This is a genomic window from Metabacillus mangrovi (genome assembly GCF_009711125.1).
In the GTDB taxonomy this organism is placed as follows: Bacteria; Bacillota; Bacilli; order Bacillales; family Bacillaceae; genus Metabacillus_B; species Metabacillus_B mangrovi.
On record NZ_WMIB01000010.1, the window covers coordinates 61,944 to 86,998 of the forward strand.

At 48.9% G+C, this 25,055-nt stretch carries 30 protein-coding genes; 4 read left to right on the plus strand and 26 right to left on the minus strand.

Translation table 11 applies throughout. The features are described from left to right. Positions 1-7: 7 nt before the first annotated feature. The 16 genes from GKZ89_RS11420 to spoIIR all read right to left on the minus strand — a co-directional run bounded on the left by GKZ89_RS11420 (position 8) and on the right by spoIIR (position 12,583). Positions 8-547, minus strand: a complete 540-nt coding sequence (locus GKZ89_RS11420) for a F0F1 ATP synthase subunit delta (RefSeq protein ID WP_155112543.1) — start codon at positions 545-547, stop codon at positions 8-10. Continuing rightward, the gene (atpF, locus tag GKZ89_RS11425; protein WP_155112544.1) at positions 544-1,065 is read right to left on the minus strand and encodes a F0F1 ATP synthase subunit B; all 522 of its coding nucleotides are present in this window, start codon (positions 1,063-1,065) and stop codon (positions 544-546) included. The genes GKZ89_RS11420 and atpF overlap by 4 nt, the downstream gene beginning before the upstream one ends. 137 nt (positions 1,066-1,202) lie before the next feature. Next, complete coding sequence (atpE, locus tag GKZ89_RS11430) at positions 1,203-1,421, minus strand: F0F1 ATP synthase subunit C (protein WP_155112545.1); 219 nt, start codon at positions 1,419-1,421, stop codon at positions 1,203-1,205. Positions 1,422-1,477: 56 nt separating this feature from the next. After that, positions 1,478-2,212 carry a F0F1 ATP synthase subunit A gene (gene atpB / locus GKZ89_RS11435; protein ID WP_155112546.1) on the minus strand — a complete coding sequence of 245 codons (735 nt, stop codon included), beginning with the start codon at positions 2,210-2,212 and terminating at the stop codon, positions 1,478-1,480. Between the two features lie 6 nt (positions 2,213-2,218). Then, complete coding sequence (locus GKZ89_RS11440) at positions 2,219-2,602, minus strand: ATP synthase subunit I (RefSeq protein ID WP_155112547.1); 384 nt, start codon at positions 2,600-2,602, stop codon at positions 2,219-2,221. A 7-nt stretch (positions 2,603-2,609) separates the two neighbouring features. Beyond that, the gene (locus GKZ89_RS11445; protein ID WP_155112548.1) at positions 2,610-2,831 is read right to left on the minus strand and encodes an AtpZ/AtpI family protein; all 222 of its coding nucleotides are present in this window, start codon (positions 2,829-2,831) and stop codon (positions 2,610-2,612) included. A 193-nt stretch (positions 2,832-3,024) separates the two neighbouring features. Further along, positions 3,025-5,244 carry a S8 family serine peptidase gene (locus GKZ89_RS11450; RefSeq protein WP_155112549.1) on the minus strand — a complete coding sequence of 740 codons (2,220 nt, stop codon included), beginning with the start codon at positions 5,242-5,244 and terminating at the stop codon, positions 3,025-3,027. A gap of 445 nt (positions 5,245-5,689) precedes the next feature. Further along, positions 5,690-6,319 (minus strand): uracil phosphoribosyltransferase, encoded by a 630-nt coding sequence (gene upp, locus GKZ89_RS11455; RefSeq protein ID WP_155112550.1) that lies wholly within the window; start codon positions 6,317-6,319, stop codon positions 5,690-5,692. A gap of 160 nt (positions 6,320-6,479) precedes the next feature. Continuing rightward, positions 6,480-7,712 (minus strand): serine hydroxymethyltransferase, encoded by a 1,233-nt coding sequence (gene glyA / locus GKZ89_RS11460; protein ID WP_155112551.1) that lies wholly within the window; start codon positions 7,710-7,712, stop codon positions 6,480-6,482. A 200-nt stretch (positions 7,713-7,912) separates the two neighbouring features. Continuing rightward, positions 7,913-8,485 carry a TIGR01440 family protein gene (locus GKZ89_RS11465; protein ID WP_155112552.1) on the minus strand — a complete coding sequence of 191 codons (573 nt, stop codon included), beginning with the start codon at positions 8,483-8,485 and terminating at the stop codon, positions 7,913-7,915. Positions 8,486-8,498: 13 nt separating this feature from the next. Then, a complete protein-coding gene (rpiB, locus tag GKZ89_RS11470) occupies positions 8,499-8,942 on the minus strand; it encodes a ribose 5-phosphate isomerase B (protein WP_155112553.1) in 444 nt (147 codons plus the stop codon). Between the two features lie 12 nt (positions 8,943-8,954). Next, entirely contained in the window at positions 8,955-9,413 is a 459-nt protein-coding gene (locus GKZ89_RS11475) for an arsenate reductase/protein-tyrosine-phosphatase family protein (RefSeq protein ID WP_162356753.1), read from the minus strand. A gap of 132 nt (positions 9,414-9,545) precedes the next feature. Further along, entirely contained in the window at positions 9,546-10,106 is a 561-nt protein-coding gene (locus GKZ89_RS11480) for a manganese efflux pump MntP (protein ID WP_155112554.1), read from the minus strand. 62 nt (positions 10,107-10,168) lie between these two features. Continuing rightward, positions 10,169-11,215 (minus strand): L-threonylcarbamoyladenylate synthase, encoded by a 1,047-nt coding sequence (locus GKZ89_RS11485; protein ID WP_155112555.1) that lies wholly within the window; start codon positions 11,213-11,215, stop codon positions 10,169-10,171. A gap of 183 nt (positions 11,216-11,398) precedes the next feature. Next, positions 11,399-11,842, minus strand: coding sequence for a GNAT family N-acetyltransferase (locus GKZ89_RS11490; RefSeq protein WP_155112556.1), 444 nt, complete (start codon positions 11,840-11,842; stop codon positions 11,399-11,401). Positions 11,843-11,935: 93 nt separating this feature from the next. Continuing rightward, on the minus strand, positions 11,936-12,583 hold the full coding sequence (gene spoIIR, locus GKZ89_RS11495) for a stage II sporulation protein R (RefSeq protein ID WP_155112557.1): 648 nt from the start codon (positions 12,581-12,583) through the stop codon (positions 11,936-11,938). Between the two features lie 159 nt (positions 12,584-12,742). On the opposite strand from spoIIR, the gene GKZ89_RS11500 reads away from it, so the two are divergent. Further along, a complete protein-coding gene (locus tag GKZ89_RS11500) occupies positions 12,743-12,952 on the plus strand; it encodes a hypothetical protein (protein WP_155112558.1) in 210 nt (69 codons plus the stop codon). Here the strand turns inward: GKZ89_RS11500 and GKZ89_RS11505 are convergent. Genes GKZ89_RS11505 through prfA form a run of 3 tightly spaced genes read right to left on the minus strand, consistent with a single transcriptional unit; the run spans position 12,949 to position 15,485 of the window. Next, positions 12,949-13,545: an NUDIX hydrolase gene (locus GKZ89_RS11505; RefSeq protein WP_155112559.1), complete on the minus strand. Its 597-nt coding sequence runs from the start codon at positions 13,543-13,545 to the stop codon at positions 12,949-12,951. The genes GKZ89_RS11500 and GKZ89_RS11505 overlap by 4 nt on opposite strands. 21 nt (positions 13,546-13,566) lie before the next feature. Beyond that, complete coding sequence (gene prmC / locus GKZ89_RS11510; RefSeq protein ID WP_155112560.1) at positions 13,567-14,415, minus strand: peptide chain release factor N(5)-glutamine methyltransferase; 849 nt, start codon at positions 14,413-14,415, stop codon at positions 13,567-13,569. Continuing rightward, positions 14,415-15,485, minus strand: coding sequence for a peptide chain release factor 1 (gene prfA / locus GKZ89_RS11515; protein ID WP_162356755.1), 1,071 nt, complete (start codon positions 15,483-15,485; stop codon positions 14,415-14,417). The genes prmC and prfA overlap by 1 nt, the downstream gene beginning before the upstream one ends. A gap of 189 nt (positions 15,486-15,674) precedes the next feature. Between prfA and GKZ89_RS11520 the strand changes: the two genes are divergently transcribed. The 3 genes from GKZ89_RS11520 to GKZ89_RS11530 all read left to right on the plus strand — a co-directional run bounded on the left by GKZ89_RS11520 (position 15,675) and on the right by GKZ89_RS11530 (position 17,148). Then, positions 15,675-16,115 (plus strand): hypothetical protein, encoded by a 441-nt coding sequence (locus GKZ89_RS11520; RefSeq protein WP_155112561.1) that lies wholly within the window; start codon positions 15,675-15,677, stop codon positions 16,113-16,115. Further along, positions 16,112-16,495: an SMU1112c/YaeR family gloxylase I-like metalloprotein gene (gloA2, locus tag GKZ89_RS11525; protein WP_155112562.1), complete on the plus strand. Its 384-nt coding sequence runs from the start codon at positions 16,112-16,114 to the stop codon at positions 16,493-16,495. The genes GKZ89_RS11520 and gloA2 overlap by 4 nt, the downstream gene beginning before the upstream one ends. A 122-nt stretch (positions 16,496-16,617) precedes the next feature. After that, positions 16,618-17,148 (plus strand): MerR family transcriptional regulator, encoded by a 531-nt coding sequence (locus GKZ89_RS11530; protein ID WP_155112563.1) that lies wholly within the window; start codon positions 16,618-16,620, stop codon positions 17,146-17,148. An 820-nt stretch (positions 17,149-17,968) separates the two neighbouring features. Here the strand turns inward: GKZ89_RS11530 and GKZ89_RS11535 are convergent. From GKZ89_RS11535 to GKZ89_RS11565, 7 genes are all read right to left on the minus strand, one after another. After that, on the minus strand, positions 17,969-18,586 hold the full coding sequence (locus tag GKZ89_RS11535) for a thymidine kinase (RefSeq protein ID WP_155112564.1): 618 nt from the start codon (positions 18,584-18,586) through the stop codon (positions 17,969-17,971). 201 nt (positions 18,587-18,787) lie between these two features. Continuing rightward, positions 18,788-18,988 carry a 50S ribosomal protein L31 gene (rpmE, locus tag GKZ89_RS11540; protein ID WP_155112565.1) on the minus strand — a complete coding sequence of 67 codons (201 nt, stop codon included), beginning with the start codon at positions 18,986-18,988 and terminating at the stop codon, positions 18,788-18,790. 179 nt (positions 18,989-19,167) lie between these two features. Continuing rightward, entirely contained in the window at positions 19,168-20,454 is a 1,287-nt protein-coding gene (gene rho / locus GKZ89_RS11545; RefSeq protein ID WP_155112566.1) for a transcription termination factor Rho, read from the minus strand. 295 nt (positions 20,455-20,749) lie between these two features. Beyond that, on the minus strand, positions 20,750-21,712 hold the full coding sequence (glpX, locus tag GKZ89_RS11550; protein WP_155112567.1) for a class II fructose-bisphosphatase: 963 nt from the start codon (positions 21,710-21,712) through the stop codon (positions 20,750-20,752). A gap of 70 nt (positions 21,713-21,782) precedes the next feature. Next, complete coding sequence (gene murA, locus GKZ89_RS11555) at positions 21,783-23,072, minus strand: UDP-N-acetylglucosamine 1-carboxyvinyltransferase (RefSeq protein WP_155112568.1); 1,290 nt, start codon at positions 23,070-23,072, stop codon at positions 21,783-21,785. Between the two features lie 340 nt (positions 23,073-23,412). Next, positions 23,413-24,060 (minus strand): fructose-6-phosphate aldolase, encoded by a 648-nt coding sequence (gene fsa, locus GKZ89_RS11560; RefSeq protein WP_162356757.1) that lies wholly within the window; start codon positions 24,058-24,060, stop codon positions 23,413-23,415. A gap of 105 nt (positions 24,061-24,165) precedes the next feature. Then, positions 24,166-25,023, minus strand: coding sequence for a class II fructose-bisphosphate aldolase (locus tag GKZ89_RS11565; RefSeq protein ID WP_155112570.1), 858 nt, complete (start codon positions 25,021-25,023; stop codon positions 24,166-24,168). Between the last annotated feature and the right edge of the window lie 32 nt (positions 25,024-25,055).

Genomic DNA, 25,055 nt, shown 5'->3' on the forward strand with positions numbered 1-25,055 from the left:
CTGTGATCTATTTTATAACGAGCTGTTTCTCGATCCGTGCAAGTTTGCCGCTTACGCTTCCATCAAAGATGCGGTTTCCGATCTTAAGCTTAATGCCTCCGATTAAGGTTTGGTCGATGACATTCTTGAGCCTAAGGGACGTTTTTCCGATTCTTTTTGCAAACGCTGCAGATAGTTCATTTAATTCGGTTTCATTCAGCAGGCGGACAGAGTAGACAATGGCATCCTCTGTTCCGCGGACTTGATTTGCAAGGACTGCAAATTCATCTGCCACAGCAGGGATGATGTCTGTCCGGTGACGATCAACGAGGAGATAAACCGTATTTAAAACTTGGGAAGAAAGGGAGCCAAAGCCCTCTTTTACCAGTTCTTTTTTCTTTTGCATGTCCATTTTCGGATGCTGAAGGAGAACCATCAGCGTCGGGTTTTGCGTGAACACTTCTTTGACTGTCATCAGATCATCTTCAAACTGATCAAACATCTTTGTTTCCTTTGCAATTTCAAAAAGGGCTGAAGCATACCGTTTGGAAACAACGCTGCTGCTCATCGGTGATCCCCTGCTTCTTTCAGATAGTCACTGATGAGTTTTTCCTGAGCCTGTTCGTTCAGTTCTTTTTCGATGACTTTAGAAGCGATCATGACAGACAATGAAGCAACCTGACTGCGGAGTGCGGCAACTGCCTGCTCTTTTTCCTGCTCGATTTCTTTTCGGGCAGATTCCTTAAGGCGAGCTGACTCATTCCGGGCAGCAATCACAATTTCTTCCTTTTGCTGTTCTCCGATTTTCTTGGCGTTTTCAATTAGATTCTGTGCTTCAAGACGGGCCTGCTTAAGCAGTTCACGCTGCTCTTCAATCAGCTTTGCTGCTTCACTGTTTCTTTTTTCAGCAGAATCAATTTCGTCAGCAATGAATTCTGCACGCTGCTGCATGATTCCCATTAGAGGTTTCCATGCGAAACGTTTTAAAAGGGCCAGCAAGATCAGGAAGGACAGGAGCTGAAAAATGATATCTCCGGTGTTCAGGCCTTCACCTGCTGCTGCACCTAGTACAAGTAGATTATGCATTGCTTTCGTTCACTCCCTCCAAGGGTTATGTTATAGAAAAGGATGAATGTTCGTTTTGGGACAAAAAAAAGAGAAGGTCTTTTACATAAGAGAATTGGCGAAGCAAGCTAATCTTCGCCAATTCCATCGGGCTTTTATTATTGGCCCATTACGATAAATGCGATAACTACCGCGATAATAGGAACGGCCTCAACCAATGCTACCCCGATAAACATCGTTGTCTGAAGTGTTCCGCGAAGCTCAGGCTGACGTGCGATTCCTTCAATTGTACGGCTTACAATCATTCCGTTACCGATACCTGCACCAAGTGCTCCCAATCCTACTGCAATTGCAGCTGCTAAAACTCCTAAACTCATGTGTATATCCTCCTTGTAATGGTTAAAATTTTTATTTGGATTAAACTGAATCCTGATTAGTGATCTGCGCTGACTTTATGAGCCATATACACCATTGTCAGCATGGCGAAAATAAATGCCTGTATAGCCCCTACAAATATACTGAATCCCTGCCATGCAAGCATCGGTATGATGGCTGACACAGTTCCAATGACCCCTCCGAAAATGCTGTCGGCATATCCGCTGGTGGCCATTCCCGCTAGTAAGGTAAGCAGGATTTCACCGGCATATATATTACCAAACAAACGCAGCCCCAGAGTCAAGGTATTGGCGAATTCCTCTATTATTTTAATAGGAAATAAAAATTTCATCGGCCTTACATAATCTTTCAGATATTCGCCGGCACCTTTCATTCTGATCCCGTAATAATGAGTCAGTGCGACAATCATGATTGCCAGGGTCAGGGTTATGACAGGATCAGCGGTTGGAGATTTCCACCAGAGATCGCCATCAATCACTACTGAAAAAGGAAGTCCCAGCATATTTGATACAAATATGTACATGAGAATGGTCATTCCCAGAGTCAGAAATCTGCCTCCTGTTTTCCAGTCCATTGTGCTGTTGATGATGTTTTTGACAAAGTCCATTACCCACTCAATGAAATTCTGCATCCCGGCAGGCTTAAGGGACAGCGCACGGGTACCAGCTACTGCGATAATGAAGACAATAATGCTTGAGACAGTAATCATCAAGATGTTGGCCAAATTAAAATTCAGTCCCAGGAACTCTACTATAGGTGCTCCATGTTCCAATAATATTCACCTCTCTTCCAGCTTGTTGCGTAATGTTTGAATCAGGAAATCTATCATAATAACAATGTGTATTGTTACTATTCCAATAGCCGTTGCAACCAGACTTACTTCTTCAGGATATCTCAGAGAAATAAGCACCCCAAGACCGGCTGCCGCCATTCTTGAAAGCATGCCTAACGAACCTGTTTTCCCGCCGTATTCCACCGCGTTCGAAAACCGTTTCTGTCCTCTGATCATCGTCCATAAATTAAAGAGACTGCATACTGTTCCAGTTATTAAACCGAGAAACACGTCCCTGTACTCTGTAAAACCCCAGCCAAGCACGTAAATGGCAAGCAAGTAGATTATGTATTTAAAATAGCGCTGGTTCATGAGATGCAATTCAGACATGAGATGCTCAGTCTCCTGGAAAGTAGTGGCGGACAAGCTTCAGCATGCCGTAAACGCCAGCTGAGAGTCCTAAAAGAAGGCCAATGATTAAAAACAGCGGTACCGTGTGAAAATAGCCGTCCAGCCATCTTCCGGCAAAAACTCCTATCAAGACAGATCCTACCAGGTGTGATAGAATGCCAGACATCAGGGCCATAGCCTGCAGCGGATGACGCTGTTTATCGCGCATTTGCAGCACCCCTCAATCACGGTTTTAATAGGTATTTTCAGAGGAAAAATACAAGGAATTGACAAGTTTTGAAAACCTTATCATTACCCTCGTATAGCATATCAACTGATACTCTACTGTGTCAATGTGATTCCATGCTAAAAGTTCACAAACGGCCCTGCCCGGCACAATTTGTTCACATTTTGAAATAAATTTATCGCTGGCTGTAGTTATCGATTGCAATTGTCGCTTCAATCACATCTTCCGCTTTTCCTTTGCGGGCAAAAATGAGTGCTTTATATGTTCCGGGAGGGATGTTAAGGTCCTTTAATTTCAGGATTCTTTTCATCCGGCCCCGCCCCACGTTTTCCTTCCAATCAAGATATCCAGTAAAATGATACGATGCAGAATCGTATAATGCAATGCCAATTTCATCCGCTCCTCCCGGCAGATAAACCTGGTACGCAAGCGTGCCCGGCTCTTCTCCCCGCTCAAGCTCAAATCCCATCAGCCGCGGATAATCCGGTTCATCCATCATGTATAAATAGGGCAGTGAAAAGCGTTCTCTCCCAACGAATGCTTCCAGTCTCCCCTGATGAGTGCCTTCCACTAAGTGCATCGGCGTTCCTTCAAGACCGATCGTGATGTTTTTCGAAGAACGGGGATCGACCGTTTCGGCACCCGGTATTTTCCACGTGAGCCCTGCTGATTTAGGCGGATAGGAAAAGCGGACCTTCTGAGCAGTATCAGAGTGGTTGACGATCTTTATTTTTGCCTCATAAGCTGTCCGGCGTTTCCCTGATTCGAATTTTGAAAAAACCAGGGAGCCAGGTACAATCAGCACCTCTGCCTGCAAAGCCCTCCATGCATCCAATCTGCCGGCACCTTGTTCAATCGGTTCGTACAGGTCATTGCTTTCCCTTTTCAGCGGTACGGAGGTATTCATCAGCGCCGCCTTCACTTCTTCCGGCTTCCAATCAGGATGAGCCTGCTTCATAAGTGCGGCTGCGCCTGCGACAAGCGGTGCAGCCATACTCGTTCCCTGGAGGGTTTTGTACTGCTTCCCGGGAATGGTGCTCGTAATGGCAACACCCGGAGCAACGAGATCCGGCTTGATTTGCCAGTTCACCGTAACAGGTCCGCGTGAGCTGAAGGAAGCGATGGTGTCTTCCTCCTTCATTTCCACGATGCTTCCTGTCTGCGAGATCAGCTTTTTCACCTTCATGCCATCCTCTCTGGAAATCGAGGCAGCAGGAATACCGGATCGTTTAACAGATCCGCTGAATGCACCTTTTTCACTGTTATAAACAAGAAGTCCGGCGGCACCTTTTCTTTCTGCCGTCCGAGCTTTCGCTTCGAATGAAGATTTCCCCCGCCTAGTGATGACAAGCTTCCCCTTTACGTTTTGCGGGAAGTCGTTTTCTCTCCCGAACCCGGCATCAGCCATCCCGAGATTCCGGACGGCCTTCCATGATGCCGCGCCCTGCAAGGGAGTAATTTTTATAAGCTGGTCAGCTATTTTCAGGGAAAAAATCCGGATTGGAGGTGTCGAGGCACCGACTGTTATTGCTTTTCCCGCGGTTGCCGGCGAGCCGAGCGTCCATTTGCCCGGACCGGAATTACCGGCTGCAGCAACAGCGATCACTCCTTTTTCAACAGCTTTGTCAAGCGCGAGACTGGTCGGCCAGTCCGGACCGTTCACATCATTTCCAAGGGAAAGGTTGAGTACATCTACCTTATCCTTAACCGCCCGGTCGATCGCTGCTATGATCCATTCCGACGTACCCATACCGGCCGGACCGAGGGCACGGTAAATATAGAGACTCGCCTCGGGAGCGATCCCTTTTATCTTTCCGTTTGCAGCAATGATCCCCGCGACATGGGTTCCATGGAGGGTCGCATATTTCCCTTTTGTCTCCATCGGGTAGCGGTCTCCATCCACGAGATCGTAGCCACCTGCATAGTTGCGGAAAAGATCCGGATGCATGTAGTCCATTCCGGTATCTATGATGCCAACCTTTACTCCTTTACCGGTCAGACGCTGATTTTTGCTGTCAAAAAGACCCCTGGCCTTGTCGCCGCCGACATAAGGCACGTAACCCTGATTTTCTGTTTGATACGTTGTCACAGGACCGGAGTTTTCTACTTCAGGAAGGGCTGCGAGCCGGTCAAGGTCAGCGGGCGCCCCTTCGAGTGATGCGCCCTGGAAAACATTTTGATACGTGCGACGGATTTTAATATGGGGGAAATCAAAGCGTAATTTAGCAGACAAACGGGCCCATTCTCCGGGCTTGGCCACGATAATCCGGGTTTCAGTTGTACTCAGAGCCGGTTTAGGCAGCGGGGGCCGCTGCGGATAGGTATAGGTGAGGGATGAGATACGGGGGATGAGTGCGAGAATGAGGATTAGAGCTAAAACGGATCCTCTTTTCATAAAAAAACCACCTTTCTTTGGAGTAGGGTGCTCCTGAAAGGGTGTTTTTATGATTTGGCAGCAGTGTGCCGGTCGGATATTTGCGGACTTTGGACGTTTATTTGTGAAAAAAATTTTTTATTTGCGATTTTGAACCGTTTATTTGCGAATAGGAAAGCAGCGGGGCTCGTCCGGAGCGGAATATGTTCAAAATGAACCTGGCTGCTACCGAAAATCGTGCGATATGATTGAAAGCATTCTCTATCTTAGTGAAAATCTTCATATATTATCGAAACTACCCTTTTTATTATCGAAAATCCCGGTAGATATTATCGAAATCAACCCCTATATTATCGAAAATCTCCATTATTATCGATTCGTCTTTTTTCGCCATATTTCACACCCACCTGCTGATCAACATAAAAAAACCCGGATCTGCTAAGGAGGATCCAGGTTTTTTTGCCGTTTATTTCGTTCCGAACATTCTGTCACCGGCGTCGCCGAGGCCTGGGACGATGTAGCCTTTTTCGTTCAGCTTTTCGTCTAGGGCTGCGATGAAGATATCGACATCCGGGTGAGCTACTTTAAATTCTTCGACGCCTTCCGGAGCGGCGATCAGGCACATGAACTTGATGTTTTTAGCGCCGCGTTTTTTGAGGCTGTTGATTGCTTCAATAGCGGATCCGCCCGTTGCAAGCATCGGGTCGACCACGATGAAGTCGCGCTCTTCCACATCGGATGGAAGCTTGGCGTAGTATTCAACAGGCTTGAGGGTTTCCGGGTCGCGGTATAAGCCGACGTGGCCGACTTTCGCAGCCGGGATCAGCTTCAGGATGCCTTCGACCATGCCGAGTCCGGCACGGAGAATCGGGATGATGGCAAGCTTTTTGCCGCCGAGAACGTTAGATTTTGCGATCGTGACCGGTGTTTCCACTTCGACTTCCTCCAGCGGAAGATCTCTCGTGATTTCAAAAGCCATGAGTGTTGCCACTTCGTCTACAAGCTCGCGGAAATCCTTTGTACCTGTTTTCACATCTCTTATGTATGTCAGTTTATGCTGAATTAACGGGTGATCGAAAACGTAAACTTTGCCCATGCCGCTCATCTCCTTTTCAGTAGGTCGTTCCAGTTTCATTGCACTTCCATAGATTCTACAGAAAAAGACCCTTTGTTTCAAGAGAAAGCTCGGCAATAAAAAATAGAAAAAATTGCCGAATAAAAAAGAGAACAGCGTGAAACAGCTGTTCTCCTGCCGTTTAATATAAAGGGAATTTGGAAGTAAGAGCTTCTACTCTCTCTGCCGCTTCCTTTTGTTTCTCTTCGTCTTCGGTGCTGTTCAGAGCAAGTGCGATGATGGAGGCAATCTCATCCATCTCTTCACGGCCGAATCCGCGGGTCGTGACTGCTGCTGTTCCGATGCGGATTCCGCTCGTTACGAACGGACTTTCCGGATCAAAGGGAATCGTGTTTTTATTCACTGTGATTCCGATCTCATCCAGCACGTTTTCTGCTTTTTTCCCAGTCAGGTTGAGGGACCTCACATCTAACAGCACCAGGTGATTGTCTGTCCCGCCTGAAACAAGGTTGATCCCTTCTTTTACAAGGGCTTCTCCAAGGCGTTTGGCGTTTTCAATGATTTTTGCTGCGTAATCTTTGAATTCAGGCTGCAGCGCTTCTCCGAAAGCAACCGCTTTGGCTGCGATGACATGCATGAGCGGTCCGCCCTGGATGCCAGGGAAAATCGATTTATCAATTTTCTTCGCGAATTCTTCTTTGCAGAGAATCATACCGCCGCGTGGTCCGCGAAGCGTTTTGTGTGTAGTGGTGGTGACGAAATCTGCGTAAGGAACCGGGTTGGAATGCAATCCGGCTGCAACAAGGCCTGCAATATGCGCCATGTCGACCATGAAGTAGGCACCGACTTCATCGGCGATCTCACGGAATTTCTGGAAATCAATTTCGCGCGGGTAGGCGCTCGCTCCGGCAACGATCAGCTTCGGCTTGTGCTCCACCGCTTTTTGGCGTACATCCTCGTAGTTGATGCGGTGTGTGTCCTCATCCACTCCGTACTCGACAAAATTGTACTGTACGCCGCTGAAGTTCACCGGACTGCCGTGCGTTAAATGGCCGCCGTGGGAGAGGTTCATGCCTAGTACCGTGTCGCCGTGATCGAGGATCGTGAAGTATACGGCCATGTTTGCCTGGGCACCTGAATGAGGCTGCACGTTCACATGCTCTGCACCAAAAATTTCTTTTGCCCGGTCGCGTGCGATGTTTTCAGCGATGTCCACGTACTCACAGCCGCCATAGTACCGTTTTCCCGGATAGCCTTCTGCATATTTATTGGTCAGAACGGAGCCTTGCGCTTCCATTACCGCCTCGCTGACGAAGTTCTCAGAAGCGATCAGCTCAATCTTCGTCTGTTGACGCTTCAGTTCTTTCTGGATGGCTTCAAATACGGATGGATCTTTTTCCTGCAAAAATGTCATCGGTATTTCCCCCTTATGTACACTAGTGGCTTTCTTGTAAGTCTTATTTTACACTTATCCTGAACAAAATGTAAAAGAGAATCGGCTGATTTTTAAAAAAATTGGCCTAATAACGAACTATTTAAGTTTTAAAAGCTTTCATCGTTCGATATTGGCCGTTAAAACAGAAAATCCCTGAATCGCTTCAGAGATTTGATTTATTACGTACAGGATTCATTTTCCTCGGCTGCTTCATAAACCGCTCTCGTTCCGCCGATCAGTTTCGGCCTGGTTTTAGCCATCGTCACATGGGCTTGTCCGAGCTGTTTAAGAGTGCTTCTTACCGGCACTGCCACAGCTTTCAGGTGCATGCCGATAAACGTGTCGCCGATGTCGAGGCCGGCCTCAGCCGAAATGTGCTCCACTACGACCGCGTCTTCCATGGAACGGTAGGCGTGGGCAGCCATAGCCCCGCCTGCTTTCTTGACGGGAATGACGGTTACCGGCTCAAGGCCCTTTCGTTCTGCCGTGCTTCTTTCGACCACAAGGGCACGGTTCAAGTGCTCGCAGCATTGAAAAGCGAGGCGGATGCCGTGTTTATCTTTAAAACGGCTGAGCTCCTCAAAAATCATGCCCGCTGCATCGAAGGTTCCCGCTGTTCCAATTTTTTTGCCGATGACCTCACTTGTGCTGCAGCCGACAACAAAGAGACTGTCTTTTTGAAAGGCTGTCTGCTCTTCGAAATCGTGAAGGATGGTCTGAAGGTCTGAACGCCAGGATGCCAGTTCATTCATTCCCTTTCACCTCTTATGATTGATTTTCGTATTCGCCGATCTTGCCGATCCGGTTTGCATGGCGGCCGCCTTCAAATGCGGTTTCAAGCCATGTTTTGGCGATTTCGCGGGCAAGACCCGGGCCGATCACACGCTCACCCATAGCAAGGACGTTGCTGTCGTTATGCTCTCTCGTCATCCGGGCGCTATATACGTCATGCACAAGTGCGCAGCGGATGCCTTTGACTTTGTTGGCCGCGATGCTCATCCCGATGCCTGTCCCGCAAATCAGGATGCCGCGGTCCGCTTCCCCGCTTGCGACCTTTTCAGCGGCCGGGACAGCGTAGTCCGGGTAGTCAACCGACTGGCTGCACTCACAGCCCAGATCTTCATATTCAATACCCATTTCTTCCATTAATGATTTGATCTCAGCGCGGATTGTCATACCGCCATGATCAGATGCAATGACTACTTTCATGTTGCTGCCTCCCTATTCTTTTTCAAGCTTTTCAACTAAAAGTTTCAGCATTTCTTCCAAATCGTCCCTCGTTGCACGGTATAATTCCGGAGGGCCTCCATACGGATCAAGAACATCCCGCGCTTCGGAAGCGGGGTGGACATACTCTGAAAGCGTATGGATTTTACCCCGTGCATCCGGAAATTTTTCAAGCATCAGCTGCTTATGGCTTCCGGTCATCGTCAGGATATGGGTCGCCCATTCCACATCCTTTCCGCTGAGCAGGCTTGAGCTGTGACTGAAGGCAATGCCTTTTTCCAGCAAAGCATCCTTCGCATAAGGGGATGCCCCGCTGCCGTCCATTGCAAAAACCCCGGCGGACTTTACTTTGATTTCCTCTGACCGCTTCATGAACTGCAGCAGCGCTTCGGCCATCGGACTTCTGCATGTATTTCCTGTACAAACGAAAAGAACATTCGCCACTGATCCCACTCCTCCATCATCTATCTGGCACCGCTCCTTTAGCGGTTATCATTTTATGTACCTTTATTGTACTACTAAGTGCAGCCTGCACCAAGTGTATCGCTAAATCAAAAACCAGACCTTTGCAGACAGGCCTGGTTTTTAAAATGGGAGCAGCAGTTTTATTCCGAAAACAAGCAAAATCGCGCCCCCGAGTATTTCGCTGTAGCTGCCGAGCCACCCCTGGACCCGCTTGCCTATGATCAGACCGAGCCATGTCAGGACCATGCTCACGAACCCGAACATGAGGATCGCAAGCATCGTCCTCGCCCCGTAGATTCCCAGGGTCAGTCCGACGGAAAAGCTGTCGAGGCTGACGCTTAAGGCAAACAGCAGCAATCCGAAGCCGGCCGGGGTAATAAGCGGAGCTTCATCTTTTTTAAACGATGCCACGACCATCTGGATGCCAAGCAGGATCAGAAGTCCTCCCCCTGCGTAACCTGCCACAGCCCCCAACTTATCGGACAGCATCCTGCCAAGACCCATTCCTGCAAGCGGCATGGCAATATGAAACAAGCCGATGACCAGGCCGATAAATAAGATCTGCCTGAGCCTGAGGGAAATCATCCCCATCCCAAGCCCTACCGAGAAGGCATCCATCCCTAAGGCTAAAGCCATCATAAACAGCGTAAGTATCTCGCCGATCACCGCTTCTATGTTCATTCATTCCCTCCTCGGACACGCTCTGTTTCAGCATATGTCTGTCCAAAAAGGGTTAGAACGGGTTATTCGCTCCGCACTCTGTGTCCGGCAGCTTTCATCAGACGGTTCATTACAGCAAGTCCGACTCCTTCCTCGGAGAACGACTCGCTGAAGATCAGGTCCAGATCTTCTCTTTCATTAAATTGCCTCAACACCCTGTAGAGATTGGCTGCCACCGATTCAGGCTGGCTGAGGCTCCCGCAGGCAATGACGGCATCTGCCCTGTAAAGATTTTTATGCTCCTCGACTGTAAGGATTCCCGTCTTCATCCCCTGCGAACGGGCTTCATCCACCGTCTGCTGCAGGAAAGCCCTCGATCCTTTCACGATGGTCATTGGAGCGTTTGGAGCATAGTGGGTATATTTCATCCCCGGTGAAATCGGCACGGCCGACTCATCTGCAAGGCCTCCATCCAGCTCTACCCGCCCGACGGCCCCTTCCAGCTGCTCTTTTGTCACGCCGCCGGGCCTGAGAATCACCGGAATCGGCTTTGTGCAGTCAAGAACCGTGGATTCCACACCTACCCCTGTTGCTCCCCCATCAATAATCCCCGCGATTTTCCCGTCCAGATCAAGCACAACATGCTTCGCCTCGGTCGGACTCGGCTTGCCTGATGTATTGGCGCTCGGGGCCGCAACCGGTACACCCGCCTGTTTGATGAGTGCCAGAGCGATCGGATGATCGGGCATGCGGATGGCGACTGTGGATAACCCTGCAGTCACAAGCGGAGAAAGCCTGTCCTCCTTCAGAGGAAGGATGACCGTTAGGGCTCCTGGCCAAAACATGTTCATCAGCTTCATCGCATACGCCGGTATATCACGGACAAGCCCCAGAGCCTGTTCCTGGTCTGCTACATGCACGATCAGCGGATTATCTCCCGGTCTTCCTTTTGCATCATAAATTTTTTTGACCGCTTCATCACTTTCGGCATTGGCCCCAAGTCCGTACACGGTTTCGGTCGGGAAGGCCACTGCCTCATTTGCGGCCAGGAGGCCGGCAGCCTGTGCAATCTGTGGATAAAGTTTTTCAGGAGACTGCTTTTTATCCACAGTCCAATGGATCGTCTTCATTTTTATCTGACTCCTTACTGTCCGGATCTGATTTTCCCTTCAGTTAGTTTACCACCGGAGAGTACGAAGTAAAAGCGGCGCTCTGTTTTTCCTGAAATCAGAAGGGCTTTATCCACAAAATGTGGATAAAGCCCTCTTTTTAGTGGATAACTCTGTTGATAACGTATTTAGACCTATGCCGAATCAGGCATTCTTGACCATTACGGCTGACCCCTTCCTTCTCAGCGAGGTTTGAACGTGTTCGGATTCGAGCATGCCCTTCGGAAGACGGTCCTCCGGCACCCGCTTGAACCCGACAGCTTCGAGAAAGTCGATGGAGGCTTGTCCTCCCGCCACTAGATAGTAATTCTTCACATTCTTTTTGCGCCCTGCTTCATGAACGCTGCGGAAAAGCGATAGAATGTAAGCCTGATCCAGATCTTTCGACACCACAAGGGAACGGAGCAAGCCGTTTTCCTCGTAAACTTCCAAACCGATGCAGGCGGAAATCTTCTCCCCGCCGTCTGTCATCAGCACAAACTGGTCAATCCTTTCAGGAATGCCATCCGCATTAGACCCCGCTTCCTTCACGAATTCTATTAAACGGCCCGAATCCGAGGGCTCAGCGATCTTTAATTGATAAAACATTCTCCCACCCCATTGTCTATTGATAGTCCAATGTATGTGAGCGAATCTATTTTTATTCTCCCTCTTTCGGCAGAGAAAAAAAGAGACTGTTCTCTATGAGAACAGTCCGCTGAACCATTCGGCGAGAAAAAACTTCACTTCCGGCTCTGCCTTTTCTTTTTCAGCCGCTGCTTTCAGCTGCTGCTCTTTCTGGTCTGCTTCTTCCTCCTGCGCTTCCACTGCCTGTCCAGTTGAAAAATCGAGGAAGCAGAGCGGCGGGAACAATACGCACCACCAGTTCGCACCTTCACCATTGCCGAGCGTGATCAAAATGGCCTCATATTCCCCGGCGGGATAAATAAACTCGCCGTAAAGCTTTGTTGGAAAGTGGACGCTGCTCCCATACTCTACTTTTACCGATTGATGGACGCCTTCCTTTTTAAGCTCCGCTGCAGCAATCTCCTCAACCTTGCCGATCTCTGAACGAATCAGCTCTCTTGCCTCTTCGATCGATGCAATCCCCTTTACCCACTCCGTGATTTCTTTGTTGACCTCATCCCGGATCCTCAGCTTTACAGCCTGGTCTTCAGGTGCATCACTGTTTGCAAGAATTCTCAGCCGGATCGCCTCATCCGGAATCACTTCAGGACTGTTCCCATCTTCAGCCGCCTGAGCTGCCGCTAAAGGCTGGCCGTATGTCTGCAGCAGTGCACCTGCTGTAATCAATAAAATGTATATAATCGCTAACGCTTGTTTTTTCATATCTCCTCAACCATCCCTTCTCTATCAAACAGTATGGACGGGAGCATCTGAAAGTAAACATGGAAAATGAAAATCTAGCAGTCTATCTGAAAATTTCTGCAGGTTCTATGGAAATAGATTCCTTTTTCCCCTATACTAAGCAGGAAACCGAAAGGATGGATGAACTTGAATAAAAAGAACCGGAAAGCCACCATAATCGGAGGTGCTGCTATTCTGGCAATAAGCGGACTGCTGTTTATCCAGGAGTACAGGAACCATCAGGCAAATCAGCTCATTATCGAAAAGTGCTTTACTGCTTTTGGAAAAGAGAGGGAAGCCGTAATAAAAAAGAATGGCTTATGGTCAAAAGTAACTTGTGAAATAAACTAGCCGGACCTTAGTGATCCGCTTAAGCCGATTCTTTTAAAAAGCTCCGCATAATACGCTTTCGGATGCGGAACAAACCGGGAGAGATCAGTGCACGTCCTAGTTTCTCCAAGAAGCTGAATGCTGCTGCGGTCTCCAAGAATGAGCTCTTGAAATTCGTTGATATCCGCCTTAACCACTCCCGCCACTTCTTCTTCCTGAAAAACAAAGTCAGGCTGCCGGGGAAGTCTGTAAAGGAACACATGGGCAAGCTCACGGTCTATGATAGTCCCGCTGCTGCTTGTCCAGGGAATCACGCCGAGCGGCTCCAGATCCTGAAAAGCCACCTTCAGCCCAAGCTCCTCTTCGATTTCACGCACCCCATCCTCCGGCGTTTCATCTGCAAGCAGATGCCCTGCCGAAGTGATGTCGTACAGATCCGGGTAGTCTTTCTTCGAGGCGCTGCGGAGCTGAAAATAAAGAAAGACACGCCTCTCCTGTTCTTCGATCATCCAGCAGTGGAACGTCTCGTGCCACCAGCCTTTTTCGTGAATTTCATCCCTCGAAGCCGTCCCGAGCATCCGGCCTTTTTCATCCAGTACCTTTAAATACTCCATCCCTCTTCAAGCCCCCTGATCTTATCGGACCGCGAACACCATCCGATCCTTCCCGTTTATATCAAATACGATTTCGGTCTTCGCATCCGGAAGAGCTTCTTTAAGAAGGGCCGCTACCGCTTCTCCCTGACCGGCTCCGATTTCAAAAGCTGTAATTCCGGGTGTATGGAGCATCGAAGGCAGGCCTGCACAAAGCCTCCGGTAAAAATCGAGCCCATCCTTGCCGCCTGCAAGCGCCCGTAACGGTTCATGATCCTTTACAACTTCAGAAAGGCCGCGGACGTCTTCATCCGGAATATAAGGAGGGTTTGAAACAATCAGATCAAATGTTTTTCCTTCCAGCGGCTCATACAAATCCCCTTGTACAAAACGGACATCTGCCTTGTTTTGCAAGGCATTCTTCTGTGCCACCTCAAGGGATTCAGGCGCGATATCCGTCCCGGTCACATCCAGCTCCGGAATCTCCAGGGCGAGCGTGACGGCAATAGCGCCTGAGCCGGTTCCGATATCTGCTGCCGAGAGGGGCTGACCAGATGGAAAATGAGCTTTTATCCTTGATTTAATGCCTTCAATTAATTCTTCCGTTTCCGGCCTTGGAATCAGCACCTCACGATTTACTTCAAAGCGCCTGCCGTAAAATTCTTCATAGCCTGTCAGGTGCTGGACCGGCACTCCGTCCGCATGGAGCCGGACATCCCTTTCAAATGCGCTCTTAGCACCGCTGCCGATTTCCATACGGAAACTGGCCAGCATTTCGGACCTGCTCATCTTCAAATGGTGCCTCAGAAGCCATTCACCTGCATTTTCATCTCTTCCCGCATCACTTAAAAAAAGAGAAGCCCATTTCAGGGCTTCAAATACGGTTGTCATCAGCTTTCCGCCTGTTCCAGCCTGCTGGACTGGTCTTCGACAATCAAGGCGTCAATGACTTCATCAAGCTTTCCTTCAAGAATCTGGTCAAGCTTTTGAATCGTCAGACCGATGCGGTGGTCTGTTACACGATTCTGAGGAAAGTTATAGGTGCGGATCCGCTCGGAACGGTCTCCTGATCCGACCGCAAGCTTACGTGTCTGATCATATTCCGCCTGTGCTTCCCGCTGGAATTTATCATAGACACGTGCACGGAGTACTTTCATCGCCTTTTCTTTGTTTTTAATCTGGGATTTCTCATCCTGGCAGCTCACGACTGTCATCGTCGGCAGATGGGTAAGGCGGACAGCGGACATCGTCGTGTTAACACTCTGTCCCCCCGGTCCGCTTGAAGCGAACGTATCGACACGGATATCCTTGTCATGGATTTGAACTTCCACTTCCTCTGCTTCCGGAAGACAGGCAACGGTAGCTGTGGATGTATGGATCCGGCCCCCGGACTCTGTTTCAGGAACACGCTGGACGCGGTGCGCTCCATTTTCGAACTTCATTTTGGAATAAGCGCCCTTGCCCGTCAGCATAAAGATGATCTCCTTATATCCGCCGACTCCGGTAGAGTTCGCCTCCATTACTTCTGTCTTCCAGCCCTGTGATTCAGCGAAGCGGCTGTACATGCGGTACAGATCTCCGGCAAACAGTGCAGCCTCATCTCCGCCTGCCGCACCGCGGATTTCCATGATTACGTTCTTGTCATCGTTCGGGTCCTTTGGAACGAGAAGGAGCTTCAGCTTTTCGTTCAGCCCGGCTTCCTGGTCCTGAAGCTCGGACAGCTCTTCCTTCACCATTTCGCGCATATCGGCATCAAGCTTATCATCAAGCATCGCTTTCGCATCCGCAATCTGCTCACGAACGGATTTATATTCCCTATATGCTTCCACTGTATCTGACAGATCGGATTGTTCTTTTGAATAGTCTCTCAGCTTTTTCGGATCACCGATGATATCCGGGTCCATCAGGAGCTGATTCAATTTTTCATAACGCTCTTCAACCGCTTGCAAACGATCTAACACGTTCTTCACCTCTGGGATTTCCTAGCTAATTCTTTCAGCCGGCCTATTTGTACCAGCAGCAAATCCTGTACGGCATTTTAGCGCCGGCCGCTGGGTATAACATTCTAATTATAGTACAGGTGAGCCCAACAATCAAAAGCATTTTCCCGGCCTGTTTGTGATAAAGTAAGGAGGAAAGGGGCGCTCACCATGATCCTGTCCGCAGCTCTTATTTTGGCGGTACTGTTCATCACCGGAGTGGTGTATGCAGCATCTGCTGCAGCGAAAGACAAAGATGAGGGGGAAATGAATATGGCATTCCGCAATTTATACGTATATCTCGTTTTATTCGCTACGCTGATGATGTCCATCGGCGGTTCAGTCGGCGTCTTTATGTCAGCAGCCGATTATGTATCTCCTCCCACTTACTACCAAAGCTATTCTGATTTTAAAACCATGAAGGAAGAAACCGCCAAGAAACCGTTAAGCGAAGAACAAATCAAAGAACAGTTTGATGATGCCGTCGCAGGCGAGAAACAGCGCGCCAAGGAAAATGCACTGAACGGAATCATTAAAAGCCTCGGCTGGATCGTGATCCCGTTCCCGGTCTTCCTGTATTTTCAGCGCCAGGTCAGGAGGAAACAGGAATGATCCGCCGCATTCATCACGCAGCCATCATCTGCTCGGATTATGATGCATCCAAAGCTTTTTATACAAACACACTCGGCTTCCGGGTCATTGAAGAAACCTACCGGGAAGAAAGAGATTCCTTCAAGCTGGACTTGGCAGTGGGGGAAGACGGACAGATCGAGCTGTTTTCTTTCCCGGATCCTCCTCCCCGGCCAACCGGTCCGGAAGCGAGAGGATTAAGGCACCTTGCGTTCAGCACCTCTGATCTTGACGGAGCTGTTGAAGAACTCGCAGCCAAAGGCGTTCCATGCGAACCAGTCCGGGTCGATGAATTAACCGGAAGACGCTTCACCTTTTTCAGAGACCCTGACGATCTGCCGCTTGAGCTGTACGAAGACTGATTCGACATTCCCCCTGCGCAAATGCACTGACTTTGCCGAACAGCTTCTTGTTTTGTCTTTTGCAAAGGAGATTGAAACAGAACAGCGAATTCCTTTGTATCAAGAGATAGGGGGAATGTTTCATGAACACTGCCGCCGTAGCCAAAGAACTTGGAGTCTCTACCAAAACCGTTCAGCGCTGGGTAAAGCAGCTGAACCTGCCTATGGAACGAAACGAACTCGGACACTACCATTACGGTCAAAACGACTTGGAACTGCTTAAAAATGTAAGAGAACAGCTTCATAACGGCGTTCTTCTTCAAGACATAAAAGCCGTCGCCAAAACGTTCGAAGAAACTTCTGCAGCTGCCGCTGAAGAAACCATTGAAGAAACCTCCACTCCGGAAAATGACAGCCGGATCGATGAACTTGAAGCTAAACTTCAGCTCCTGGAGCAGAAATTAAACCATAAAGCGGACGCTGTCGTCTCCTACCAGCTCCTCCAGCATCGCAGAGAAATGGAAGAACTGAACACTAAGATTCAAAAAATCGAACAGACCATCGACATCCTCTTCGCCCAGCTGCCGGATGCCCAAACAGAGCCTGCACTCACTTTTGAACACCAGAAGGTTGGAAAACGCAAGGGGCTGCTGAAATCCATCTTTAGTTTGTGACGCATGACCAGCCCGCGGGCTGGTTTTTTTTAGTTTTTAAGGAGAGGTTGTGGGAACGGGCGGAACCGGGGTACGGTCCTGGAAAACGAGGGAAACAGCCGGGTAACCGCATGCGGTGCGGGGTCAGTCCCGCTGTGCTTTAACGCAAGTGGGGACAGAGACCCGTCGCAATGAGCCCTTGTGCGGCAACGGTTTGCGAAGGCGGTGCCGGAGCTTTAGTTCGGTAGAGAATGTGGGGACTGGCACGGTGCCAGTCCCCTGCTGCTTTAACGCAGCAGGGGACAGAGAGGTGGTCACGCAAACCCTTGCACAGCAAGGATTTGGAGAGGTGGTGCCGGAGCTTTAGTCCGGTAGCGCAGAGCGGGTCAGACACCACTTCTTAAAAACCGTTCAAAACACTCATCACTCAGTTAAGAGTGCATCGGAGCAGCGTTTTGTGCTGTTGCTTATGCTCAACAGGACTTTGCCGTGCACTGACCCCACATGCTTTAAAGCATCGGGGGTACAAGCTTCGAACGGAAGAGCCCTTGGCAATAAAGGGCTAAATTGGGCAGGGGACGGAGTTTTAGTGCTTTAGCGAAAGTGGGGTCAGAGCTCAGCTCTGACCCCGCTTACTTTAAAGCAACGGGGGTACATGCATCAAATGGAGAAGCCCTTGGCAATAAAGGGCTAAACTGGAGCGGGGACGGAGCTTTAATGCTTTAGCGAAAATGGGGTCAGAGCACCGGCCAGCAACAGCAACAGAATCAACACCAAAATTAACACCACCCCACCTCCAAAACAAAAAACCCCGGAGATCATCACCTCCAGGGTTTACACATTATTTATGCGCTGCGCGATTTTTCTCCGCTGAACGGGCAGGTTTGCCGGGCACTTCGTGGTGGTGGCGGCAGCGCGGTTCGTAGGATTCGGATGCGCCGACGAGGATGATGGGATCCTGATAGGCGGCTGGGTTGCCGTTGATCAGGCGCTGGGTTCTGCTTGCGGGAGATCCGCAGACGGAGCAGACTGCCTGAAGCTTGGTGACGGTTTCGGCCATGGCCATCAAATCAGGCATAATGCCGAATGGCTCCCCGCGAAAATCCTGGTCGAGACCTGCTGTGATCACCCGGTGGCCACGGTCTGCCAGCATGGTTACAACGTCGGTGATTCCGGCGTCGAAGAATTGTATTTCATCGATGGCGACCACGTCTGTATCTTCATCAACGAGCTTCAATACGTCCTCCGAACCCGGTACGGGAGAACAGATGATGGTTGTCCCATTGTGGGAAACGACTTCCTTCTCACTGTAGCGGTTATCGATGGATGGCTTGAATACCAGTACATTTTGTTTTGCATATTGAGCGCGGCGCACCCGGCGGATCAGCTCTTCTGATTTTCCGGAAAACATGCTTCCGCATATTACTTCCAGCCATCCGCTGAATTTCATCACATACATTGCAAACGGCCTCTCCCTTCCTTTGCTGCTTGAGGCTCGCAAGACAGCACGGTTTGTCCAGTTTTTCTGTATTCTTAATTTGCCCGAAGCCAGGTTTTACATGCCAAAAGTCCTTATGTAACCTGGCAAATGCGCTTTTTTTCGTAAAAAAACAGGCAAGTATGAAGACTTGCCTGTTTTTGTTTCGATCTATTCCAAAAATTACTTCATTCCGTATTTTTTGTTGAAACGGTCAACACGTCCGCCAGCTTCAGCGAATTTTTGACGGCCAGTGTAGAATGGATGGCACTCGGAGCAAGTCTCGATGCGCACCTCATCTTTAACAGAACCTGTTTCAAATTCGTTTCCACAAGAACATTTCACCATAACTTTTTTGTAGTTTGGATGAATTGCAGCTTTCATTCTTTTCATCTCCTTCCGCCCTGAATTCTTACCGAATCCAGAGTTATCTTGTCCAGAGACGTGACTCATCGCTTTCATGAATTCGTCATCTTGAACGGCATATGCTAAAAATTATAACAGGGGTTCAGTCCGATTGCAAGGATCAAAATTGGAACTGGAAAGGAAATACCGTCCTGCTGTTAGTGTGATCTTCTGGATCCTGCTGTGCCGGGCTTCGTATCGGCAGACAGCATTTCAAAAAATTCTTCATTGCCTTTGGACTGCTTCATTTTCCGCAGGAATTTTTCTGTGAAATCAGGGGTATCTGTCATGGATTTCCGGATCGCCCACAATTTCTCAAGATGTTCCTTCTGAACAAGAAGCTCTTCTTTCCGCGTTCCGGAACGGCGGATGTCGATGGCAGGGAAAATACGTTTTTCAGCAAGGGAGCGGTCAAGGTGCAGTTCCATATTACCTGTTCCTTTGAACTCCTCATAAATCACATCATCCATCCGGGATCCTGTATCGACGAGTGCCGTTGCCAGGATGGTCAGGCTTCCGCCTTCTTCAATATTCCGGGCAGCACCGAAGAATCGCTTCGGACGATGGAAGGCTGCAGGGTCGATCCCTCCGGAAAGGGTACGGCCGCTTGGAGGGATGACAAGGTTGTAGGCGCGTGCCAGACGGGTGATACTGTCCATCAGGATGATTACATCCTTTTTGTGCTCAACAAGCCTCATGGCACGGTCCAGCACAAGCTCGGCCACTTTGATATGATTTTCCGGGACTTCGTCAAAAGTGGAGCTGACAACATCCCCGGCAACAGAACGCTCGATGTCCGTTACTTCCTCAGGACGTTCGTCAATCAGAAGCACGATCAGTTCGGCTTCCGGGTGATTTGCAGTAATGCTGTTGGCGATTTCCTTTAAAAGCATGGTCTTCCCTGCTTTAGGAGGAGCAACGATGAGTCCGCGCTGGCCAAAACCGACCGGTGCGATCAGATCCATAATTCTGGTGGACAGCATGTGCGGCTGTGTTTCCAGTACAATCTGCCGGTCAGGGTAAAGGGGGGTCAATGCCGGAAAATGGACCCGCTCTTTTGCCGATTCAGGATCGTCTCCGTTTACGGCATCTACGTGCAGCAGGCCGTAATAGCGTTCGTTTTCCTTCGGCGGGCGTACCTTACCGGAAACTTTATCCCCGTTTCTCAGATCAAAACGGCGGATTTGCGACGCAGAAATATAAATATCCTCCGAGCTCGGAGAATAGTTAATCGGTCTGAGGAATCCGAATCCTTCAGACTGGATGATTTCCAGAACGCCTTCCATGAATAAAAGGTCTTCCTGTTCTGCATCTGCTTTTAAAATCGCAAAAATCAATTCTTTTTTTGTCAGTTTGCTGTAATAGGAAATTTTAAAATGACGAGCGTGCTCGTATAATTCCTTCAGCTTCATATTTTCCAATGATGAAATGGAAACTTTACTCATGTAAACACCACACTTTTACCATATAAAATAGAGAAAATAATTTCTTTCCGCCCTATATGTACTTTTGCAATTAGCTAAGAACAGCCTTGTTTTTAGATAATGGATTTCAAGATAGAGAAGGAAAAGAAGGGAAAGCTTTTGAAGTAGTTGAATGCAGTTGGGATCTTGTTTGCAGTACTCTTTAGTTTTACCCTATTTGAAGGGATTAATCAATACGTTTTCGAAGACGTAAAACATTTGAAACAAATAGCGAACCGGAGCCGAGGGCTCCGGTTCAGCCGTTTTGGCCTGAATGTTATCTGATGACCAGGTTTGGTTTCTTTTTCAGGCTGTGCTGGCCGTCGATAAAACGGACGGTGCCTGATTTTGCCCTCATGACAAGGGATTGAGTGGTGCCGCTTGATGCCTTGAACTGTACCCCTTTAAGCAGCTCCCCGTCTGTGACACCGGTTGCCGCAAAGATGGCATCTTCCCCTTTTACGAGATCCTCCATCAGGAGAACCTTGTTCACATCAAGCCCCATGTTCACACAGCGTTCCAGCTCCTGATCATTCTGAGGCAGAAGCTTGCCCTGAATTTCCCCGCCGAGGCATTTCAGAGCTACTGCTGCGAGAACTCCTTCCGGTGCTCCGCCGGAGCCGAAGAGGATGTCCACCCCTGTATGGTCAAAAGCGGTATTGATGGCTCCTGCCACATCTCCGTCATTGATCAGCTTTATGCGGACACCGGCTTCGCGGAGCTCGCTGATGATTCCCTGATGGCGTTCACGGTTTAGGATGGTCGCCACAATGTCTTCAATGTCTTTATTTTTCGCTTTTGCTACAGCTCTCAGGTTCTCGATGATCGGCGCATTGATGTCAATACAGCCTACTGCATCAGGTCCCACTGCGATCTTGTCCATGTACATGTCCGGTGCATGAAGCATATTGCCATGATCGGCCACAGCAATGACAGCGAGGGCATTCCACCCTCCTGTAGCGAGAATATTCGTTCCTTCAAGAGGATCTACTGCCACGTCCACTCTCGGTCCGTAGCCATTTCCAAGTTTTTCTCCGATATAGAGCATCGGCGCTTCATCCATTTCCCCTTCGCCGATCACGACCGTCCCTTTCATCGGAATGGTGTCAAACACGTCTCTCATAGCAGACGTTGCCGCATCATCGGCCTCGTCCTTTTTCCCGCGGCCCATCCAGCGGGCAGATGCCAATGCAGCGGCTTCTGTTACGCGTACTAGTTCCATCGATAAGCTTCTTTCCATCTTTGGTTCCTCCCCTTCGCTGTAACAAATATATGTAGGCCTGCTTCCTCACGGAAACAGGTTGTTGCTGCTATGAGTTTTCGACTTGTTCGATTTCATGTGCCGACATTTTTTCTCTCCAAATGGAGGCTCCCATGTTTGTCAGCTTTTTCTCTAAATCGCTGTAGCCGCGGTCAATGTGTTCGAGACCGGTTACTTCTGTGATTCCATCAGCCATCAGGCCGGCAGTTACAAGAGCGGCACCTGCACGAAGATCGCTCGCCTTTACCTTTGCACCCTGCAGGTTTGCAGAACCGGAAACAATGGCGGAACGGCCTTCCACCTTAATGTTCGCACCCATCCGGCGCAGCTCGTCAATATGCTTGAAGCGGGCTGAATAAATGGTATCCGTCACAACGCTTGTCCCGTTTGCTTTTGTAAGGAAAGAAGTAAACGGCTGCTGAAGATCTGTCGGGAATCCGGGATACACCAGCGTTTTTACATCTACCGGCTTCAGTTCCTTCTGTCCTCCGACAATCCAGATCTGATCATTGCTCGTTTCGACATGAACGCCCGTCTCTCTCAGTTTGGCGATCAGCGACTCCATGTGAAGAGGGATGACATTATCGATGAGCACCTCTTTTCCGGCAGCAGCACCGATAATCATATAGGTCCCTGCTTCAATCCGGTCCGGAATGATGGTATGGCGGCAGCCATGGAGCTTCTCCACTCCGTCGATGCGGATCACATCTGTTCCTGCCCCTTTAATCCTTGCACCCATGCTCGTCAGGAGCGTCGCTACATCTACGATTTCCGGTTCCTTCGCAGCATTTTCAATAACCGTGCGCCCTTTTGCAAGAACGGCAGCGAGCATGATGTTGATGGTCGCGCCTACACTGACTACATCCAGGTAGATGCGCGCACCCTTTAACTCTTCTGCACGAAGATAAATCGCACCCTGTTCATTTGTTACCTGGGCACCGAGAGCTTCAAAGCCTTTTATATGCTGGTCGATCGGCCGCGGTCCCAGATGGCAGCCGCCAGGCAGCCCGATTACAGCTTTTTTGAACCGGCCGAGCATGGCTCCCATCAAATAATAGGAGGCTCTGAGTTTCTTTACTTTTCCGTTCGGAAGAGGCATAGAGATCATGTTTTCAGGCTGCACATGCATTTCGCCATTCTGAAAATCAACTTTCCCGCCGACTTCCTCCAGTAAATCCTTTAATATATGCACATCAGAAATGTCCGGCAAACCCTCAATCACAACTGAAGATTCCGCAAGTATCGTGGCGGGAATGAGGGCTACAGCACTGTTTTTTGCACCACTGATTGTAACCGATCCTTTGAGGGGTTCCCCGCCTGCAATTTTTAATTTTTCCATGATGGTCTCCTTCCTGAGAAGCTGACAATAAAGGTACTCTTTTCAACAAATTCTCCATAAAACCGACAGAACATACGCTTATATAAAAAAATAGATTTGGCTGCTTTTACACGAATCTGCATCATTGTCCGGGGGCTGGTCCCCCCTGCGCGGCAGAGCGGTAAGCATGGTGCCACTCTAAACGTTCAGGCAAGTTTAAAAACGGCCTCTCCCTATTGTAAATTAAAATCCATTTAGGCTCAAACGGAACTTTTGGAGAATAACGGCTGCTTTGATGAGTCTGGTGTATTTCAGAGCAAATGGCAAGCCATAAGCTTGCCATTCCGCCCTGAATATTCAATTATTGCTGTGCCCGGTTGTTCCAGTCTGATAAAAACTTTTCAATTCCCTGATCAGTCAGCGGATGCTTGAAAAGCTGATGGATAACCTTCAGCGGAATGGTCGCAATATGCGCACCGTTTAAGGCTGCATCCGTTACATGCATCGGATGGCGGATGGACGCTGCAATTATCTCCGTGTCCAATCCGTGCAGATCAAAAATCTCAGAGATGGTCGCAATAAGATCCATCCCATCCTGGCCGATATCATCCAGTCTTCCGAGAAAAGGAGAAACATAGGTTGCTCCTGCACGGGCAGCAAGCAGAGCCTGGTTTGCACTGAAAATAAGCGTTACGTTCGTTTTAATGCCGAGCTCCGAAAATTCCTTAACAGCCTTCAGGCCATCAGGCGTCATCGGAACTTTCACTGTAATATTCGGGGCAATCTTGGCTAGTTCCTTGCCCTCTTCAATCATTTCTTCTGCTTTTAAAGAAACGACTTCTGCACTGACCGAATCTTTTACTATGTCCGTGATTTCTCTTAGTCTGTCATGAAAGGAGATATTCTCTTTGGCTACTAAACTCGGATTTGTCGTTACGCCTGAAAGGATGCCCATGGCTTTAGCTTCTTTGATTTCCTCAAGGTTTGCTGTATCAATGAAAAATTTCACTTTGTCCCGCTCCCTTATCAAAAATCTGAAAAATAAAACTTGTTATCGCTTTCTTTAAACAGCTATGAAAACCGCCTATAAAAGACGGTTTTCAATTTTTGTAAATTAAGCTCTGTTAGAAGAACCGAATTCACGCATTTTGCCTTGAACAGTTTCTTTGATCGCATCGCGAGCTGGTCCAAGATATTTACGCGGATCGTATTCTTCAGGTTTCGCAGCAAGCACTTCACGAACCGTTCTTGCAGAAGAAATCTGGTTCTCAGTGTTTACATTGATTTTTGCTGTTCCGAAAGAGATCGCTTTTTGAATATCGTGAGTCGGGATGCCTGTTCCGCCGTGAAGAACTAGTGGAACGCCCGTTGCTGCGCCGATTTCTTCCATCTCTTTGAAGCCAAGGTTCGGTTCGCCTTTGTAAGGACCGTGAACGGAACCAAGTGCAGGTGCAAGCGTGTCGATGCCTGTGCGCTCAACAAGTTCCTGGCACTCTTTAGGATCTGCGTAGATTACGCCTTCAGCGATGACGTCATCTTCCTGTCCACCAACAGTTCCAAGCTCTGCCTCAACAGAAACACCATGGAAATGAGCAAGCTCAACCACTTTGGAAGTTGTTTCGATATTTTCTTCGAACGGGTGATGGGAAGCATCGATCATGACAGACGTGAAGCCTGCATGGATTGCTTTCGCACAAGATTCGAAGCTTGAACCGTGGTCAAGGTGAATCGCAACCGGTACTGTTGTCTGATACTCTTCCATCAGCGCTTTAACCAGTGCCACAACTGTTTTGAAGCCGCCCATGTAACGAGCCGCGCCTTCAGATACACCAAGAATAACCGGTGATTTTTCTTCTTCTGCTGCCTGAAGAATCGCTTGAGTGAACTCAAGGTTATTCAGGTTGAACTGGCCAACAGCGTAGCCTTCGCTTTTGGCTTTGTTAAGCATTTCTGTCATTGATACTAAAGGCATATCGAATAATCCTCCTTGTATAGCCTGATTTT